At 58.4% G+C, this 16,842-nt stretch carries 15 protein-coding genes; all 15 read left to right on the forward strand.

Translation table 11 applies throughout. From position 1 onward, the window contains the following. The first annotated feature begins 72 nt into the window (after positions 1-72). The 15 genes from uvrC to ftsZ all read left to right on the forward strand — a co-directional run bounded on the left by uvrC (position 73) and on the right by ftsZ (position 16,739). Entirely contained in the window at positions 73-1,902 is a 1,830-nt protein-coding gene (uvrC, locus tag SO058_RS00755; protein ID WP_320841094.1) for an excinuclease ABC subunit UvrC, read from the forward strand. Beyond that, a complete protein-coding gene (gene rsmD / locus SO058_RS00760; protein ID WP_320841095.1) occupies positions 1,899-2,483 on the forward strand; it encodes a 16S rRNA (guanine(966)-N(2))-methyltransferase RsmD in 585 nt (194 codons plus the stop codon). The genes uvrC and rsmD overlap by 4 nt, the downstream gene beginning before the upstream one ends. Beyond that, complete coding sequence (gene coaD / locus SO058_RS00765; protein WP_320841136.1) at positions 2,452-2,937, forward strand: pantetheine-phosphate adenylyltransferase; 486 nt, start codon at positions 2,452-2,454, stop codon at positions 2,935-2,937. The genes rsmD and coaD overlap by 32 nt, the downstream gene beginning before the upstream one ends. A 3-nt stretch (positions 2,938-2,940) precedes the next feature. Then, complete coding sequence (locus tag SO058_RS00770; protein ID WP_320841096.1) at positions 2,941-3,396, forward strand: hypothetical protein; 456 nt, start codon at positions 2,941-2,943, stop codon at positions 3,394-3,396. A 316-nt stretch (positions 3,397-3,712) separates the two neighbouring features. Continuing rightward, positions 3,713-4,129 (forward strand): division/cell wall cluster transcriptional repressor MraZ, encoded by a 417-nt coding sequence (gene mraZ, locus SO058_RS00775; RefSeq protein WP_320841097.1) that lies wholly within the window; start codon positions 3,713-3,715, stop codon positions 4,127-4,129. 30 nt (positions 4,130-4,159) lie between these two features. Then, on the forward strand, positions 4,160-5,095 hold the full coding sequence (gene rsmH, locus SO058_RS00780) for a 16S rRNA (cytosine(1402)-N(4))-methyltransferase RsmH (RefSeq protein ID WP_320841098.1): 936 nt from the start codon (positions 4,160-4,162) through the stop codon (positions 5,093-5,095). Between the two features lie 21 nt (positions 5,096-5,116). Further along, positions 5,117-5,605, forward strand: coding sequence for a hypothetical protein (locus SO058_RS00785; protein ID WP_320841099.1), 489 nt, complete (start codon positions 5,117-5,119; stop codon positions 5,603-5,605). Between the two features lie 89 nt (positions 5,606-5,694). Next, positions 5,695-8,079: a penicillin-binding transpeptidase domain-containing protein gene (locus SO058_RS00790; RefSeq protein WP_320841100.1), complete on the forward strand. Its 2,385-nt coding sequence runs from the start codon at positions 5,695-5,697 to the stop codon at positions 8,077-8,079. Positions 8,080-8,092: 13 nt separating this feature from the next. After that, entirely contained in the window at positions 8,093-9,529 is a 1,437-nt protein-coding gene (locus SO058_RS00795; RefSeq protein ID WP_320841101.1) for a UDP-N-acetylmuramoyl-L-alanyl-D-glutamate--2,6-diaminopimelate ligase, read from the forward strand. Positions 9,530-9,544: 15 nt separating this feature from the next. Continuing rightward, complete coding sequence (locus SO058_RS00800; protein WP_320841102.1) at positions 9,545-10,927, forward strand: UDP-N-acetylmuramoyl-tripeptide--D-alanyl-D-alanine ligase; 1,383 nt, start codon at positions 9,545-9,547, stop codon at positions 10,925-10,927. Next, positions 10,924-11,916, forward strand: coding sequence for a phospho-N-acetylmuramoyl-pentapeptide-transferase (gene mraY / locus SO058_RS00805; RefSeq protein ID WP_320841103.1), 993 nt, complete (start codon positions 10,924-10,926; stop codon positions 11,914-11,916). Before SO058_RS00800 ends, mraY begins: the two co-directional genes overlap by 4 nt. A gap of 30 nt (positions 11,917-11,946) precedes the next feature. Then, entirely contained in the window at positions 11,947-13,125 is a 1,179-nt protein-coding gene (locus SO058_RS00810) for an FtsW/RodA/SpoVE family cell cycle protein (RefSeq protein WP_320841104.1), read from the forward strand. A 16-nt stretch (positions 13,126-13,141) separates the two neighbouring features. Then, the gene (murG, locus tag SO058_RS00815) at positions 13,142-14,272 is read left to right on the forward strand and encodes an undecaprenyldiphospho-muramoylpentapeptide beta-N-acetylglucosaminyltransferase (protein ID WP_320841105.1); all 1,131 of its coding nucleotides are present in this window, start codon (positions 13,142-13,144) and stop codon (positions 14,270-14,272) included. 16 nt (positions 14,273-14,288) lie between these two features. Next, positions 14,289-15,299 (forward strand): cell division protein FtsQ/DivIB, encoded by a 1,011-nt coding sequence (locus tag SO058_RS00820; RefSeq protein WP_320841106.1) that lies wholly within the window; start codon positions 14,289-14,291, stop codon positions 15,297-15,299. A gap of 291 nt (positions 15,300-15,590) precedes the next feature. Beyond that, a complete protein-coding gene (gene ftsZ / locus SO058_RS00825; protein WP_320841107.1) occupies positions 15,591-16,739 on the forward strand; it encodes a cell division protein FtsZ in 1,149 nt (382 codons plus the stop codon). Positions 16,740-16,842: the final 103 nt, after the last annotated feature.

Raw genomic sequence — 16,842 nt, forward strand, 5'->3', positions numbered from 1 at the left:
TTACCGCACCGCCCTACGTAAAGCGCCGAAATCATTCGGCGCTTTTTTTATACTGGAAAGGAGAAACGCGCCATGACAAGAGAACAGCTGCGGGAACGCGTGCGCAAGCTGCCGCTTTCGCCGGGCGTGTATCTGCACAAAGACCGGACCGGCAAGGTCATCTATGTGGGCAAGGCCAAAGCGCTTCGCAACCGCGTGAGCAATTATTTTCAGACGCCTGAGCGCCTGAACGCCAAAACAAGGCAGCTTGTTAGCCATATCGACGATTTTGACATCATCGTGACCGAGACCGAGTTTGAAGCGCTCGTGCTGGAAAACTCGATGATTAAAAAGTACAAGCCCAAATACAACATCCTGCTCAAAGACGATAAGGGGTATCCCTATATCCGGCTGACCGTGCAGGCAGATTACCCGTCGTTTTCGGTCGTCTCCAAGCCCGCGCAGGACGGGGCGCGCTATTTTGGCCCTTATCCGGGCCGCGTCGCCGCGCGCCGCGCCATCGATACGATCAGTGAGGCGCTGCAGCTGAAAACCTGCTCGCGTGTCTTCCCGCGCGACATTGGCAAAGATCGTCCCTGTCTCAACCAGCATTTGGGGCGCTGCTGCGCGCCCTGCACGGGCAGGGTGCCGCCGGAGGAATACAAGGCGCTGATCGCGCAGGCCATCGCCCTGTTTGAGGGCAACGCCAAAGCGCTCGAAAGAGAGCTGAATGAAAAAATGGCCGAAGCGTCCGAGCAGCTGCAGTTTGAACGCGCCGCCGTGCTGCGAGACCGCCTGCGCGCGGTGCAGAAGCTGGGCTCGCGGCAGCACGTCGTTGCGGGCGCGTTCGCCGAGCTGGATGTGATCGCGTTCGTGCAGGGGGAAACGCGCGCGTGTGTCTGCGTGCTGCACTATGGCGGCGGTGCTCTGCAGGACAAGGAGTATACGCTGTTCCATGTGACGGAAAGCGATCCACCCGAGGTGCTGGCGGCGTTCATCAAGCAGTATTACGCGCAGCGCGGTGCGGCGCCCAAAACCGTGCTGCTGTCGCACGAACTGGAGGAGCAGGAGGCGATCGCGGAATACCTGTCCTCGATCGCCGAGCGCCGGGTCGAGCTTGCCGTGCCGCAGCGCGGCGAGCGGCGCACGCTTACCCGCCTCGCGGAGAAAAACGCACGTGAGGAGATCGAACGGCGGGAGCAGCAGTCTGAGCGGCGGCACAAGTCGCTCGAGCTTTTACAGAACGTGACCGGCATGATCGCGCTGCCGCTCCGCTTGGAGGCTTACGATATTTCCAATTTCGCCGGACAGGATACGGTCGGCTCGATGGTGGTTTTTATCGAGGGTCAGCCCAAGAAAAGCGATTACCGGAAGTTTAAGATCGAGTGCGCCGCAAACGGGCAGGACGACTATGCCTCGATGCGGGAAATGCTCACCCGCCGCGTTCAGCGCTACGTGGATGGGGACGAAAAGTTTTCTCCGCTGCCGAATGCTTTTCTGATTGACGGCGGGCTAGGGCATGTGCGTATTTGCAAAGAGGTACTGGATTCGTTCCGGCTGGATACGCCGTGCTTCGGCATGGTCAAGGACGATAAGCACCGCACGCGCGCGCTCATCGCGCCGGATGGGAGGGAGTTCGGTATTTCGGCCACACCCGCGCTGTTTGCGCTAATCGGGCGGATACAAGAAGAGGTGCACCGCTTCGCGATCACCTACAACCGCCAGCTTGGCGGCAAAAAGGTGCGCGGTTCGACGCTCGACAAGATTCCTAGCGTGGGCGATAAGCGGCGGAGCGAGCTTTTACGCCATTTTGGCAGCATTGACGCGATCAAGAAAGCCTCGGAAAGCGATTTGACGCGCGTTGTGCCGCGCAACACGGCGCACGCGGTCTATGAATATTTCCATACGGAGGACAAGCAATGAGAGTGGTTTCCGGTTCGGCGCGGGGGTGCAGGCTGTCTCCCGTGCCCGGTATGAACACCCGGCCGACGACCGACCGCGTCAAGGAATCGGTGTTTAACATCATCCAGACGAGGGTGCGGGACGCTCGCACACTCGACCTGTTCGCGGGGACGGGGCAGCTTGGGATCGAAGCGCTGTCGCGCGGGGCTAAGCGCTGCGATTTTGTCGAGCGTGAACGGAAAGCCTTTGAAACGGTGCGGAAAAATGTGCAGGCCGCGCGCGTGGAAGCGCGCGCCGCGCTACATCAGACGGACGCCCGCACTTTTCTCGCGCGGGCGGACAAACAGTGCTATGATCTGATATTTCTCGACCCGCCTTATGGAGGGGAAATTTTGGAAAATGCACTGCAGCAGATAGAAACGTTTGACATTCTGTCTACAAATGGTATAATAATATGCGAAAGTGCCGAGGGGGATAGGTTCCGCCACGGTTTTGATACCGTCAGGACCTACCGGTACGGCGCGATTTTGATTACCGTCCTTCGCCGGGGCGGTCGAACGGATGAAGCAGATGAGAACAGCGATCTATCCGGGCAGCTTTGACCCGGTCACCCTTGGCCATCAGGATATCATCCGCCGCGCGGCGGCGGTGTTTGATCGCCTGATCGTCGCGGTGATGCATAACCAGAACAAAACGCCGATGTTTTCGGTCGAGGAACGCATGGAGTTCCTCCGGCGCACAACGGGCGGGCTTGACAATGTTGAGATTGCTTCCTTTGACGGACTGCTCGCTGACTATGCGCGGCGGCAGGGCGCCTGCGCAATCATTAAGGGTCTGCGTGCGGTGTCTGATTTTGAATATGAGTTTCAAATGGCGCTGGCCAACCGGAAGCTCAATCCCGAGCTTGATACCGTGTTCCTGATGACCAGCGCGGAATACATGTATCTGTCCAGCTCGGTGGTAAAAGATATTGCGGTGCACGGCGGCAGTGTCGCCGGGTTCGTCCCGGAAGAGCTCGTGGAAGATATCATGCTTCGAACAAGAAAGGGAGACTGAACGATGGCTACTTTAGATGAACTGATTGGCAGCATGTATGACATGGTACAAGATGCCAAGGGAATCCCGCTCGCGGGCGAGAAGTGCATTCTGGAGCGCGACCGTTTGCTCGACCTGCTTGATGAGCTGCGCGTGACCCTGCCGAACGACCTGAAGATGGCGCAGGATATCGTGGAAAAGCGCAATGACATGATGGCGTCCGCCAAGCGCGAGGCCGAAGCTATCCGCCGTCAGGCAGAGGAAGACGCCCGACAAATGGTTTCGGAGACCGAGATCGTTGTTGCGGCGCGCCGTAAAGCCAAGGAAGTCGCCGGCAATGCCGAGATCCAGGCGCGTGAGTTGCGCCGGGTTGCTAACGAGTATTGCGAGGATACGCTGAAACGCACGGAGGAAGCCGTCGCGCTTTCGCTTGAAGAGGTGCGGAAAGCCCGCCAGCGTTTTAAAAGCATTGCCAAGTAAAAAAACCGAAAGGCCGTTCCCGTCAGGGACCGGCCTTTTTGCGTCCCTCACGCAGTGGGACGGATTGATATGCAGGGATTTTTCCCCACCGTATTTTATTGGCAGAGTGTGCATGCGTTTTTTGCAAAATATCGAACAAGTGTTTGTAAGATGTCAAAAAAGCCGAAAAAAGCCGGATTTAAGCCGAATTTTCTGCAAGAAATCTTGAAAAAATTCTTGCAATATATTACGGCTCTCGCTATAATAAGAACAACGGTGGTGAAAAGTGGGGCAAAGTGTCTTGAGTTCCACCGGACGGAAAGCGTGGTGAGAAACGGTGAAAGGCGAGTATAGGCATTCGATAGACGCCAAGGGTCGTCTGGCTATGCCTGCGAAGCTCCGCGATGAGCTGGGCGAACGTTTCACCGTGACCAAAGGGCTGGATGGATGCTTGGCCGTTTACCCCGAACGCGAGTGGGAAGGGCTTGAGGAGCGCATTCGCGCTCTGCCGATGAGCAAATCCCGCGATTTGCAGCGGTTCTTCTTCTCGGCCGCGTTCGATGCCGAGATGGACGCGCAGGGCCGCATCCTGCTGCCTATGAACCTCCGCGAGTTCGCGGGGCTTTCCAAGGAAACCGTCGTCATCGGTGCATCCAACCACGCGGAGATCTGGGATGCTGCCAAGTGGGATTCCTACAATTCTGGCATTACGGACGACCGTATCATGGAGGCCATGGAAGACCTCGGATTTTAAAACACATCGCGCAAGGGCGGGGGAGGGCTTATGGAATTTCATCACGTATCCATTTTGCTTGACGCTTGCCTTGACGCATTGCAGATCAAGCAGGACGGCGTTTACGTGGACGCGACGACCGGCGGCGCGGGCCATTCGCTCGAAATCGCGAAGCGGCTTTCGGACAGCGGCCGTCTGATCTGTATCGACCGCGACGACGAAGCGCTCCAAAACGCCAAAACCCGGCTTGCCGAAGTCTGGCAGCGGGTTACACCGGTAAAAAGCGACTTCCGGGAGATCGACCGGGTGCTGCAAAGCCTTGGGCTTTCAGGCGCGGACGGCATCCTGTTTGATCTTGGTGTATCTTCGCCACAGCTCGACCACGCGGAACGCGGCTTTTCCTATATGCAGGACGCGCCGCTCGATATGCGCATGGATCGCAGCCAGAACCTAAACGCCTACGAGGTCGTCAATGGCTGGAGCCGCGAGGATATCCGGAAGATTCTGTTTGAATACGGCGAAGAACGCTATGCGCCGCTGATCGCAGCCGCGATCGAGCGCGAGCGGGAAAAGAAGCCGATAGAAACCACGCTTGAGTTGGTCGGCGTCATTCGCGGCGCAATGCCGGCGAAAGCGCTGCGGGAAAAGCAGCATCCGGCCAAACGCAGCTTTCAGGCTATCCGCATCGCGGTAAACGACGAGCTTTGCGCCGTGCGCGAGGCGATGGAGAAAGCCATTACATGCCTCAACCCGGGCGGCCGTCTCGCGGTCATCACGTTTCACAGCTTGGAAGACCGCATTGTAAAAACCGCTTTTCAAACCGCTGCGCAGGGCTGTACTTGCCCGAAGGAATTCCCGGTCTGCGTGTGCGGTAAGACTCCGCAGATCCGGCTGACGCCAAAGAAACCGGTGCTGCCCACAGAAGAAGAGATTAAAGAAAACCCCAGGGCGCGCAGCGCCAAACTCCGGGTTTGCGAAAAGATATAAACGGAGAAAGGATCCTGAACCATGATGACTGCCAGCAGGGAAAGCGTAGCTTACCAGCAATATGAGGAGCGCTTTATGCCTGCCCGCCGCGAAGTGAAGCGCGAGCTGCACGAGGTGCCCGCGCCCCGCCGCCGCAAAAAGGCCAAGGTGCGCGGCGCCGCGCTGGCCTGCCTGGGTGTAGTCGGCATCGTCGCAGTGTATATCTTGTATTGCCAGATGCAGCTCACGCAGCTGACCGCTCAGGTCAGCGCGCAGACCAACAAGCTCGACGAGCTGACCGCAGAGAGCGTATCGCTTTCCAGCAAGCAGGCTTACAGCCTGAATATGGACGAGATCGAGGATTATGCGGTTAAGAATTTGGGCATGGTCAAGATGGAAACGTCGCAGATTGAATATGTCGAACTGACTAACCCAGACACCATCACGGTCGCGCAGTCCGGCGTTTCACTGGACGCGCTGTTCGCCGGTCTGGCGCGCAGCTTTTCGGCGGTCGTGGAATATATCCGGTAAACAGGCGAATAAGATAGCGTACGAGGGAGTGAGAGGTGGCAGACACTTCTGACTCCTTACGCTTTTTCAGCGGAGGGAACAGCAAGCATATGACGATGAAAGGTCCCAACAACCAAATGCGCTCGCGTGTGGTATTCCTGACGCTGGCGTTTGTGATCGTCGGCTTCGGCCTGGTCGCGGCGCGCCTGCTGTATATGCAGGTGTTTCATTATGGGTTTTATGAGCAGCAGGCCAAGTCGCTGCAGACCCGCGACGCAATCGTGACGCCTAACCGCGGCACGATTTACGACGCCAATATGCAGGAACTTGCCAAATCGGCTTCGACTGAGAAAGTGACGGTCAACCCCAAAGGCGTCATCAGTGAAAGCAAAGTCAAGAACGGCATTTCGGAAGAGACCCAACAGCAGACGTTAGCAACGATTTTGTCCGAAGTGCTCGAGTTGAATTACGATACTGTGCTGGGAAAGATCAAGCGTACAGATACCGCGTATCAGGTGATCGCGGAGAAAATCGACAAGGATACGATGAAGGAACTGTACGCCGCGCTGGAGGATAAAGAGTGCACCGGCGTATACCCGGAGCCGGACACCAAGCGGTACTACAAATACGGCTCTTACCTGTCGGCCGTGCTGGGCTATGTGGACGGCGACAACAAGGGCGTAATCGGCCTCGAATCTGAATATGAAAGCGAGCTTGCCGGTACGGCAGGGCGCATCGTGCGCGCTCAAAACGCTAAAAACCAGGATATGCCGTATGATTACGAGCAATATATCCCGGCGACCGACGGCAACTCGATCGTTCTTTCGATCGACAGCGACATCCAAAGCTATCTGGAAAAGCATTTGGAGACAGCGCTGGCCGACAACCCGGACGCCAAGGAGGGCGTTTCCGGCATTGTGGTCGACGTCAAAACCGGCGCGGTACTAGCAATGGCCTCGCTGCCGGACTTCGATCCAAATCAGCCCCGCGTCATCACGGGCGAGCTATACCTTAACAAGCTGCGCGCCAACGTTGCGGCTATTTTGGAGGAAAACGGCGTATCTGCCGAGATTCCGGACGCATACTACGAAAAGGGCGGCATGGAAAACCTGCCGGACAGCGTCAAAGCAAACGATAAGCTGGTCGAGGAGATCGGAGACGCGCGCCTAGACGTACTCAACCAGATGTGGCGCAATCCGGTGATCATGGACACATACGAGCCTGGCTCTACCTTCAAGCTGATGAACGTTGCCACCGCTTACGAGCTCGGCCTCGTGCATGATAACGACACGTTCGTGTGCACCGGCTCGATGAAAGTAGGCGACTGGAAAGACCCCATTAAGTGCTGGCGCTGGTACAATCCGCATGGCGCGCAGAACCTGACCGAGGCGCTGATGAACTCGTGCAACGTCGCCATGATGCAAATCGCGTTTAAGACCGGCCTCGACCGTTTTTATGATTTCTACAAAGCGTTCGGCCTAAATGATAAGACCGGCATCGACCTGCCGAGCGAATCAAACAGCCTGTTCCACAATGTGAATGATTCCACCGCGTGGAACGAGGTCTCGCTTGCGGTCGCAGCGTTCGGCCAGCGCTTTAACGTCACACCGATCCAAATGATCAATATGGTTTCGGCCATTGTGGATAACGGCAGGCTCAAAAAGCCCTATGTGGTCAAGGAAGTTTTGAATTCCGACGGCTCGGTTAAATCGACGACCGAGACAACCGTTATCCGCCAGGTGATCTCGGCCGAGACCTCGGCGTTTATGCGGCAGGCCATGCAGCAGGTCGTCCAGAATGGCACGGGCAAAAACGCTTATGTCGCGGGCTACCGCGTCGGCGGCAAGACGGCTACTTCCGAGCTCATCCGTCCCGGCGAGACGGAGGACCGCTATACCGCCTCCTTTATCGGCGTCGCGCCGATGGACGATCCGCAGATTGCGGTGCTGGTCGCGGTGCAGAACCTGCCCGAATCCGTGCCGCACGGCGGCGGTCTGGTGGCCGCGCCCGTGGTTGGCCGCATCATGGAAGACGTGCTGCCTTATATTGGCGTAACACCGGTGTATTCCGAGGAAGAAAACGACCGCCGCGAGGCTTCGGTGCCCAATGTGATCGGCTCGACCGAGGAGCAGGCTTCCGCGACGCTTTCGCAGAGCGGACTGTCGTACCGCGTCGTCGGCGACGGCGACAAGGTCACCGACCAGGTACCGGCGGGCGGCGTGCGCATCCCGGCAAGCGGATCGGTCATCTTGTATATGGGAGGATCAAAGCCGACCGAACAGATCACCGTGCCCGACCTGACCGGCCTCGATCCGACCGAGTGCCGCGATCGGCTGGCCGAGCTCGGCCTCTATATGAAGCGCAAGGGCATTGCGACCGCGCAGACGACGGGCGAGACCGTCGCAAGTAAGCAGAACCCGGTCGCGGACACCAAGGTGAGCATCGGTTCGGTCATCACGATTGATTTCGCCAACTCCACCGATATCGGCGATTAAAGGGAGAGAAACTATGAAACTGAAGGAACTGCTTTCGGGAATCGGCGTAGTGAGTCAGTCTGTCCCGGGCGATCTGGAGATCCGCGAGGTGTGCTATGATTCGCGCGCCGTGGAAAAGGGCGACCTGTTCGTGGCCATTCGCGGCTATGCGACAGACGGCCATCAGTATATTGGAAAAGCGCTCGAACAGGGCGCGGCGGCGGTCGTGTGCGAAGAGGCTCCGGCGGGCACGCCTGCTGTCGTGGTGGAAAACGCGCGCCGCGCGCTCGCGCAGATTGCGGCAAACCGCTTTGGGCATCCGGCGGATGCAATGACCATGATCGGCGTGACCGGCACTAACGGCAAAACGACGACGACCTACCTTATCAAGCACATGCTGGAAGCGGCGGGGCATAAGGTCGGCCTGATCGGCACCAACCAGAACCTGATCGGCGGCGAGGTCACCCCGACCGAACGCACGACTCCGGAATCCTATGAGCTGCACGCGCTTTTCGCGCGCATGCGCGACGCGGGCTGTACGCATGTCGTTATGGAGGTGTCGTCCCATTCGCTGGTGCTTGACCGCGTGTACGGCATTCGATTCGCGGTCGGCGCATTTACCAACCTGACGCAGGACCATCTGGATTTCCATAAAACGATGGAGGAATACCGCAAGGCCAAGGCCATGCTGTTTGGGGCCAGCGGCAAGGGCGTGATAAACCTTGACGATCCAGCGGCGCAGGCCATGCTGGACGATGCGAAGTGTCCGTGCCTGACGTTTTCCTGTGACAAGGACAAAGCCGATTTGACCGCAAAAAATATTGTGCTCCATGCGGATGGCGTCGATTTTCTCGCAAGCGCGATGACCGAGCTTGCGCGTGTGCATCTGCCGATTCCGGGACATTTTTCAGTGGAGAACGCACTGGCGGCACTCGGCGTGATGATCGCGCTCGGCCTGCCGCTCGATCAGGCGGCGGCTTCGCTTGCCACAGCGGCCGGCGTCAAGGGGCGTGTTGAGGTCATGCCGACCGGCACGGACTATACCGTGCTGATCGACTACGCGCACTCGCCGGACGGCGTGGAGAATGTGTTGGAGGCCGTGCGCGGTTTTGCCAAGGGGCGCGTGATCGCGCTGTTTGGCTGCGGCGGCGACCGCGACCGCACCAAACGCCCCCAAATGGGCGCGATCGCGGCGCGGCTGGCTGATTTCTGCATCGTGACATCGGATAACCCACGCACCGAAGATCCGCAGGCCATCATTGACGATATCCTCGCGGGCATGCAGGACAGCAAGACGCCGATGCAGGTCATCGTCGACCGCCCCGAGGCGATCCGCTGGGCGCTCGCGCATGCGAAAAAGGACGACGTGATCGTGCTGATGGGCAAGGGGCATGAGACCTATCAGGAAGTGAACCACGTCAAGCACCATATGGACGAACGCGAGATCGTGGCCGGGTATTTCGGGAAGTAAGAAAGGAAACAACGGATGGAACGCTTTACGCTGAGGGAGGCCGCCGCCTGGACGCAGGGCGAGGCGACGGGGGACGCTGAACTGACCGGCATTTCGACCGACTCCCGGCAGATCGGTGAAAACACGCTGTTCGTGCCGATATGCGGCGAGCGTTTCGACGCGCACGACTTTATCAGGAAAGCGATCGATAACGGCGCGGCGGCCGTCGTGTCCCACCGGGAAAACGAGACCTACCGCGTGCCCGCGCTGCATGTGAAAAACACCGCGCAGGCGCTTTTGGATCTCGCGGGCGGCTACCGCGATAAGTGCGGCGGCAAGGTGGTCGGTGTGACCGGCTCGGTCGGCAAGACCACGACCAAAGAACTGCTTTATGCCGTGCTGCGCGAGCACTTCCATGCGCAGAAGACCGAGGGCAATCTGAATAACGAGATCGGTCTGCCGCTTACGCTGTTTACCATGACGAGAAAGACCGAGGTGCTTGTGGCCGAAATGGGTATGAACCATTTTGGAGAGATCAGCCGCATGACGGCGGCGGCAAAGCCCGACCTCGCTGTCATCACCAATATCGGCACCTCGCATATTGAATTTCTCGGCTCGCGCGAAGGCATTTGCAAAGCCAAGCTAGAGATTTTGGAAGGCCTGAAACCGGGCGGCTGCGCTGTTTTGTGCGGCGACGAGCCGCTTTTGTGGGAAAAGAGGGCGGCGCTGCCGTGCAGCGTTGTCACCTATGGCATTGAAAATCACGCGTGCAGCCTGATCGCACACTTGCATGAGGACGGCACATTTGATATAGTAAATAACAGTCTGCCGTGCGATACGCTTCCGGTTGGTAGGAAATTTACGGCCTCGCTCTCGTTGCCGGGTGCGCACAATGTGTTGAACGCGCTGGCGGCCGCGGCCGTCGGCCTGCTAATGGGCGAAACGCCGGAGGAGATCGCGCGCGGTCTTGCCTCCTATGAGGCGAGTGGTATGCGGCAGAACATTTATGAGAGAGACGGCTTTACCATTTTCGCGGACTGCTACAATGCAAGCCCGGACGCAATGGAGGCCACCATCAAGGTGCTCGGCACAATGAGCGCGGGGGGCCGCCGCTTCGCGGTGCTCGGCTCGATGCTTGAGCTGGGAGCTTACGCCAAAGAGGGACACCAACGCGCGGGGCGTGCCGCCGCTCAATTTGCCGACGCGCTGTATGCTTACGGCCCGGACGCGGACGAAATGGTGGCGGGTGCCAAAGAGCGCGGCATGGAAAACGCGTTCGCGTTTTCCGACCAGCGCGCGCTAGCCGACGCGCTGCGCAGGGATGCGCAGCCGGGCGACGCGCTGCTTTTTAAGGGCAGCCGCGGCATGCAAATGGAGCGGGCGCTCGCTTTATTCCTGGGGGAGGATGTGGAAGAATGAACGAGTTTAACTGGCCGGTGCTGGTTTGCGCTATCGCATTTCTGGTGACCGCGGCAATCGGCCCGGCGGTCATCCATTATCTGCGCAAGATGAAATTTGGGCAGAAAATTTTAGAGATCGGCCCCAAATGGCATATGAATAAGCAGAACATCCCGACGATGGGCGGATTTATGTTCATCATCGGCATAGCGGTCGCGGTCGCCGCAGGCAATCTCCTGACGGGCGGCGCGCAGGTGTCCTCGCTCGCCATTTTGGGGCTTGCTGCTGCGTATGGGGCGGTCGGTCTGGTTGATGATTATGCCAAAATTAAAAAGCGGGAAAACGCCGGCCTTACCGCGCGCCAAAAGCTGGTGCTGCAAATCCTGGTCGCGGCGGCATTTATCGTGATATTGTTTCTGGAATCGGATGGACTGCCCAAAATATGGGTACCGTTCACCGAAATCGCAATCGGCCTGCCGTGGCCGGTGTACATTATTTTCGCGGCGTTCGTCATCGTGGGCGCGGATAACGCGGTCAACCTGACGGATGGGATCGACGGCCTTGCCGCGGGCGTGACGCTTCCGGTCGCGGTGTTTTTCACAGCGGTCGGCATCCTGCGCGGCGATCTGGGCGTGACGATTTTTGCCGCCGCGCTCGCGGGCGGCCTCGCCGGATTTCTGATTTACAACTTCAACCCGGCTAAGGTCTTTATGGGCGATACCGGCTCGCTGTTTTTGGGCGGCGCGGTCGCGGGTCTTGCGTTCGCGTGCGACATGCCGCTGATCCTTCTGCTGGTCGGCCTGGTGTATATCGTGGAAACGCTGTCAGTCATTTTGCAGGTGACGTATTTTAAGCTTTCGGGCGGCAAGCGCCTGTTTAAGATGGCGCCGATCCACCACCATTTTGAAATGTGCGGCTGGGGAGAAAAGAAGATCGTGCTAATTTTTTCGGGAGTGACGATCCTTTTGTGCCTACTCGCATACTTTGGCGCGCTTGCGCCTATTTGCTAACCGTTTATTCAACTGATTCGGAGGTGTCCCATGACTTCAACCGCAGGCAGGACGCGCGATACGCGCCTAGAGCCGCGTGCGCGGAGCGCGGAGAGTGCGGCCCGGACGCGCGTTCGTCCCAAAACATGGGATTCCGGGCTGCTGCTGTCCATCTTGGTGCTCATGGCCATCGGCCTGATCGCACTGTTCTCAGCCAGCTATTCCACAGGGTATTTCCGTTTTGACAGCGCGACGTACTTTATCGTCCGGCAGGGGATCTTCGCGGTCCTCGGCATTGCGGCCATGGTCATTATCTCCAAGATCAGCTATCAGATCTATGCCCGGTTTTACAAGCCGCTGCTCGCGGGCACAATCGTGCTGCTCATTCTGGTTGCGACACCGCTCGGCACGGTCGAAAACGGCGCGCGCCGCTGGCTGTTCGGCTTTCAGCCGTCCGAGCTCGCCAAGCTCGCGGTCATCGTCTGTTTTGCATACTGGATCGCCAAAAATCCGCAGAGCGTGCGTTCGCTGAAAGGTATGGTCCGGCCTTACGGCCTGATGCTGGTCGCGATCTCCGGATTGCTGTTTTTAGAGCCGCACACCTCGGCGACAATCATCATTCTGGGCATCGGCGTTATCATGCTGTTTACCGCGGGCATGCGGCTGTGGTATTTCATCCCGGTCGGCATCGTGGGTGCTGCTGGCGGCGTGCTGTTCTATACCAAGCTGGAACACGTGCGGGAGCGTATCTCAGTCTGGCTTAACCCGTTTATCGATATGAAAGACGCAGGCTACCAAGGCTCGATGAGCCAGATCGCGATCGGGTCGGGCGGTCTGTTCGGTCTGGGGCTGGGGCAGGGACGGCAAAAGCACTTGTATCTGCCCGAACCGCAGAACGATTTTATTTTCTCCTCCTGGTGCGAGGAAATGGGTTTCATTGGCGCGCTGATCGTCATTTTGCTGTTTGCTTATTTGATCTACCGCGGCTTTACCGTGGCGCGCGCCGCGCCCGACCGTTTTTCCTGCCTGCTGGCGACCGGCATCACGGCAAAACTCGCCATCCAGACACTGATGAACCTGTTTGTTGTATCGGGCATCATCCCGGTCACAGGCGCTTCGCTTCCTTTTTTCAGTTACGGAGGTACCGCGCTGATGATGCAGCTTGGAGAAATGGGGATACTGCTCAATATATCCCGCTATATGCGCGTGGACTCGCGGCAGGCGGAATGAACTGGGGGAAACACGATTGAAGCTTTATATCACGGGCGGCGGCACGGGCGGCCATGTAACGCCCGGACTCGCGATCGCGCGCGATTTTGAACGGCGGCATCCGGACACGGTCGTCCGGTTTGCAGGTTCTTCGCGCGGCATTGAAAATAAGCTGGTCCCGCGCGAGGGCTATCCGCTCGACACGATTGACATTGTCGGCCTGTCCCGCTCGATGAGTCCGAAAGGCATTGCACATAATGTCAAGGCGGCTTATCTGTCGGTCAGCGCAGTGGCAAAGGCCAAAAAGCTGCTGCAAAAGGCGCGGCCGGACTGTGTGGTCGGCTGCGGCGGATACGCGTCGTTCGCGGTCGTCAAGGCGGCGCAGCAGCTCGGTATTCCGACCGTGCTGCTCGAGGTCAACGCCCTGCCGGGCAAAACGACCAAGATGCTGGCGAAAAAGGCCGACCGGGTGCTCGTCTGCTTTGAGCAGGCGCGGGACATCCTCGGCGGAGGAGACAAGGTGATCGTGACCGGCGCGCCTGTGCGCGGCGAGATATTGACCGCCGACCGGGAAAAAGCGCGCCGGAAATACGGTCTGACAGAGAACGATAAGCTGGTCGTTTCGTTCTGGGGCTCGATGGGCGCCAAGTATATGAACGAGCACATGGCGGGCCTGCTTGCGCTGGAATGTAAAAACGGTGTAGCCTATCATCATGTGCACGCTTCGGGCGCGGCCGCACGCGACTGGCTGCCGCTGATGGCGGCTGAACAGGGTGCGGATTTTAAAGCCCATCCCAATATTGAGCTGATCGAATATATTTACGACATGGCCGACCGTCTGGCTGCGGCCGATTTGGTGCTGTGCCGCGCGGGCGCCGCCACGCTGGGCGAGCTGTGTATGTTGGGGCGGCCCTCGATCGTCGTGCCGTCGCCGTTCGTGGCGGAGAACCATCAGGAGAAAAACGCCCGGGCGCTCGAACAGGCGGGCGGCTGCACCGTGCTTCTGGAAAAGGAGGCGACGGCGGAGCGGATGTATCAGCTGATCGCCGGCCTGCTGGCGGACGGAGAACGTCTCCGGGAAATGGGGCGCGCCGCGACCAAGCTTGCCGCGACAGATGCAAGCGATAAGATCTATGAACAGATCATGCGGGCGGCCGCGAAAAAATAGAAGGGCGTAGAGGCCAATGGCAAGACGGAAACGAAAACAGAAAACGCCCGAGCAGCGCCGGAAACAGGCAAACCGTAGGCAGCGCATCCTGCAAACCGCAGGACGCGCGCTGTTTCTGCTGGTTTTGGTATCGGCGGCGCTGCTGGCATTGACCGTGTTTTTTAAGGTCGACGCCATCGAGGTGGAGGGCATGTCACGCTATACCGCGCTTGAGATCGAAAACGGCATGGACATCAAAACAGGGGACAACCTATATTTGTGGAACAAGGTCAAGGTGGCCGACCATTTGCTTGAAAAATTCCCTTATCTGGAGACGGTGCAGATCCGCCGCCACTTGCCGGACAAGCTGGTCGTCACTGTGAGCGAAAGCCAGGCTGTGCTCGCGGTGCCGGCGGACGCCGGCTTCTATCTGCTCAGTGAGCAGGGCAAGGTGCTGGAACTCAGTTCTTCGGACGGCGGTCTGCCGGTTGCAACAGGCGTGACGCTGATGGGCATGAAGCCCGGCCAGATGGTGGACCGAACGGCGGATGCCTATACCGACGCACTTCTTGCCGTGTTGGATGCGGGACGCGCAAGCGGGATGCTAAATGAGGTGGATTTCATCAACCTCCAATCGCTGACCGACGTCCGCATCGGCTGCATGAAGCGGTTTGATATCCGGGCAGGAACGATTGATCAGCTCGAATACCGCCTACGCTTTGCACAGACGGTAATCGCCGAGCGGCTGTCCCCCTCTGATATCGGGCGGCTATACTGGGACGGCAAGGAGCGGCTACATTTTGTGCCGGATACGGCGGAAAACGTCGCCCGGTCGGCGACCACGCTGGAGGCCGCGCCGCCGGATCCGCCGAAGAATACCAAGCCGCAGACGGATGATCCGGATACGGCTGGAGAGGGCGGGGACAACGCCGGCGAATACGGCGACAGCAGCGGGGAAGCGGGCGATGCAGACCTGCCGGACGAAAGTGAGCCGGACAGCGGTGAAGACGGACTTTCCGGAGAACCTGGGGATGAAACCGGAGAGTGATCCCCCGCGAAATAAGAGGAAACGAGACGAAAACGGTACAATCCCCACAGGATTACAAAATATGTGGCAAAGGCCGGCGAAAAAGGGTGATTGGCCTTTGGTGGAAAGATACAGAAAATTTCAAGTTTTTTTTGAGGAATTCACTAATATCTGTTGCAAAACAGGGCGAAAGGGGTTAAAATTAAAACAATAGGGGCATCCTGCCCGCGCGAAAGCCGCGGCTTGACGCGCAACCGAAATAGAAACGACGATAATCATAACGATTCTTTATCATAACGGAGGATGGCAACAATGGGTTTTGAGTTTGAACAGGGCTTGGATAATGTCGTAAATATCAAAGTCATCGGCGTGGGCGGCGGCGGCGGAAACGCGGTCAACCGCATGGTCGAGAGCGGCGTGCAGGGCGTGGAGTTTGTTTCGATCAACACCGATATGCAGGCGCTGAATTTCTCGCAGGCCGGCACAAAAATCCAGATCGGCGAGAAGCTGACCAAGGGCCAGGGCGCGGGGGCAAATCCTGAGATCGGCCGTAAGGCTGCTGAGGAGAGCAAGGAGCAGATCGCGGCTGCGCTGGCCAATACCCATATGGTGTTCATCACCGCCGGCATGGGCGGCGGCACGGGCACGGGCGCGGCGCCTGTTGTGGCGCAGATCGCCCGCGAGTTAGGTATCCTGACCGTCGGCGTGGTCACCCGTCCGTTTGCATTTGAGGGCAAGAAGCGCCTCGAACAGGCGCTCGGCGGGATCGACGAACTGAATAAGAATGTCGATTCGCTTGTAATTATTCCGAACGAACGCTTGAAGTTCGTTTCCGAGCAGAAGATCACTTTCAAAAATGCCTTTGAGATCGCCGACGGTGTGTTGCGTCAGGCGGTTGCCAATATCTCCGAACTCATTACCGTGCCGGGCTTCATCAACCTGGACTTCGCCGACGTGACCTCGGTCATGAAAGACGCGGGCTACGCGCATATCGGCACTGGGCGCGCTGCTGGGAAAGATAAGGCAGCTGAGGCTGCCCGCATGGCGATTTCCAGCCCGCTGCTCGAAACCTCGATCGATATGGCGCGCGGCGTAATTGTGTCTGTAATCGGCTCGGACGATATCGGCCTGGATGAAGTGGAGACCGCAGCGACCATGGTCCAGCAGGCTGCTCATCCGGACGCACATATTATCTTCGGCGCATTTATCGACGATACGATGGACGATGAGATCCGCGTCGTGGTTATCGCAACAGGCTTTGACCGTGCGCCAAATTCCGCGCAGATCAGCATGGACGGCAAAAAGGAAGAACCCGCTGCGGCTGCCGCCGGCCTATATACTGAGGCGACCGCTTCGGTGAATGAGGACAAGCCCTCGCCGGCTGCCCAACAGTCCAGCGATCTTGGATCGGACGACGCCGCATTCGATGTGCTCATGCGCATCTTCGATAAGGATCGCTGAGCGCGGAAATTTTAAACATGCTGAAAACAGCCCTGAAAGGGGCTGTTTTGGTCTGAAAAGACCGGATTAAATCCATGTAAAAAGGAAGTGAGCTCACCGTGAG

This window comes from Agathobaculum sp. (genome assembly GCF_034098985.1).
Taxonomy (GTDB): domain Bacteria; phylum Bacillota; class Clostridia; order Oscillospirales; family Butyricicoccaceae; genus Agathobaculum.

Coding starts and splice junctions, on each gene's coding strand:
- uvrC (WP_320841094.1), top strand. CDS start 73: ATGACAAGAGAACAGCTGCGGGAACGCGTGCGCAAGCTGCCGCTTTCG.
- rsmD (WP_320841095.1), top strand. CDS start 1,899: ATGAGAGTGGTTTCCGGTTCGGCGCGGGGGTGCAGGCTGTCTCCCGTG.
- coaD (WP_320841136.1), top strand. CDS start 2,452: ATGAGAACAGCGATCTATCCGGGCAGCTTTGACCCGGTCACCCTTGGC.
- SO058_RS00770 (WP_320841096.1), top strand. CDS start 2,941: ATGGCTACTTTAGATGAACTGATTGGCAGCATGTATGACATGGTACAA.
- rsmH (WP_320841098.1), top strand. CDS start 4,160: ATGGAATTTCATCACGTATCCATTTTGCTTGACGCTTGCCTTGACGCA.
- SO058_RS00785 (WP_320841099.1), top strand. CDS start 5,117: ATGATGACTGCCAGCAGGGAAAGCGTAGCTTACCAGCAATATGAGGAG.
- SO058_RS00790 (WP_320841100.1), top strand. CDS start 5,695: ATGACGATGAAAGGTCCCAACAACCAAATGCGCTCGCGTGTGGTATTC.
- SO058_RS00795 (WP_320841101.1), top strand. CDS start 8,093: ATGAAACTGAAGGAACTGCTTTCGGGAATCGGCGTAGTGAGTCAGTCT.
- SO058_RS00800 (WP_320841102.1), top strand. CDS start 9,545: ATGGAACGCTTTACGCTGAGGGAGGCCGCCGCCTGGACGCAGGGCGAG.
- mraY (WP_320841103.1), top strand. CDS start 10,924: ATGAACGAGTTTAACTGGCCGGTGCTGGTTTGCGCTATCGCATTTCTG.
- SO058_RS00810 (WP_320841104.1), top strand. CDS start 11,947: ATGACTTCAACCGCAGGCAGGACGCGCGATACGCGCCTAGAGCCGCGT.
- SO058_RS00820 (WP_320841106.1), top strand. CDS start 14,289: ATGGCAAGACGGAAACGAAAACAGAAAACGCCCGAGCAGCGCCGGAAA.
- ftsZ (WP_320841107.1), top strand. CDS start 15,591: ATGGGTTTTGAGTTTGAACAGGGCTTGGATAATGTCGTAAATATCAAA.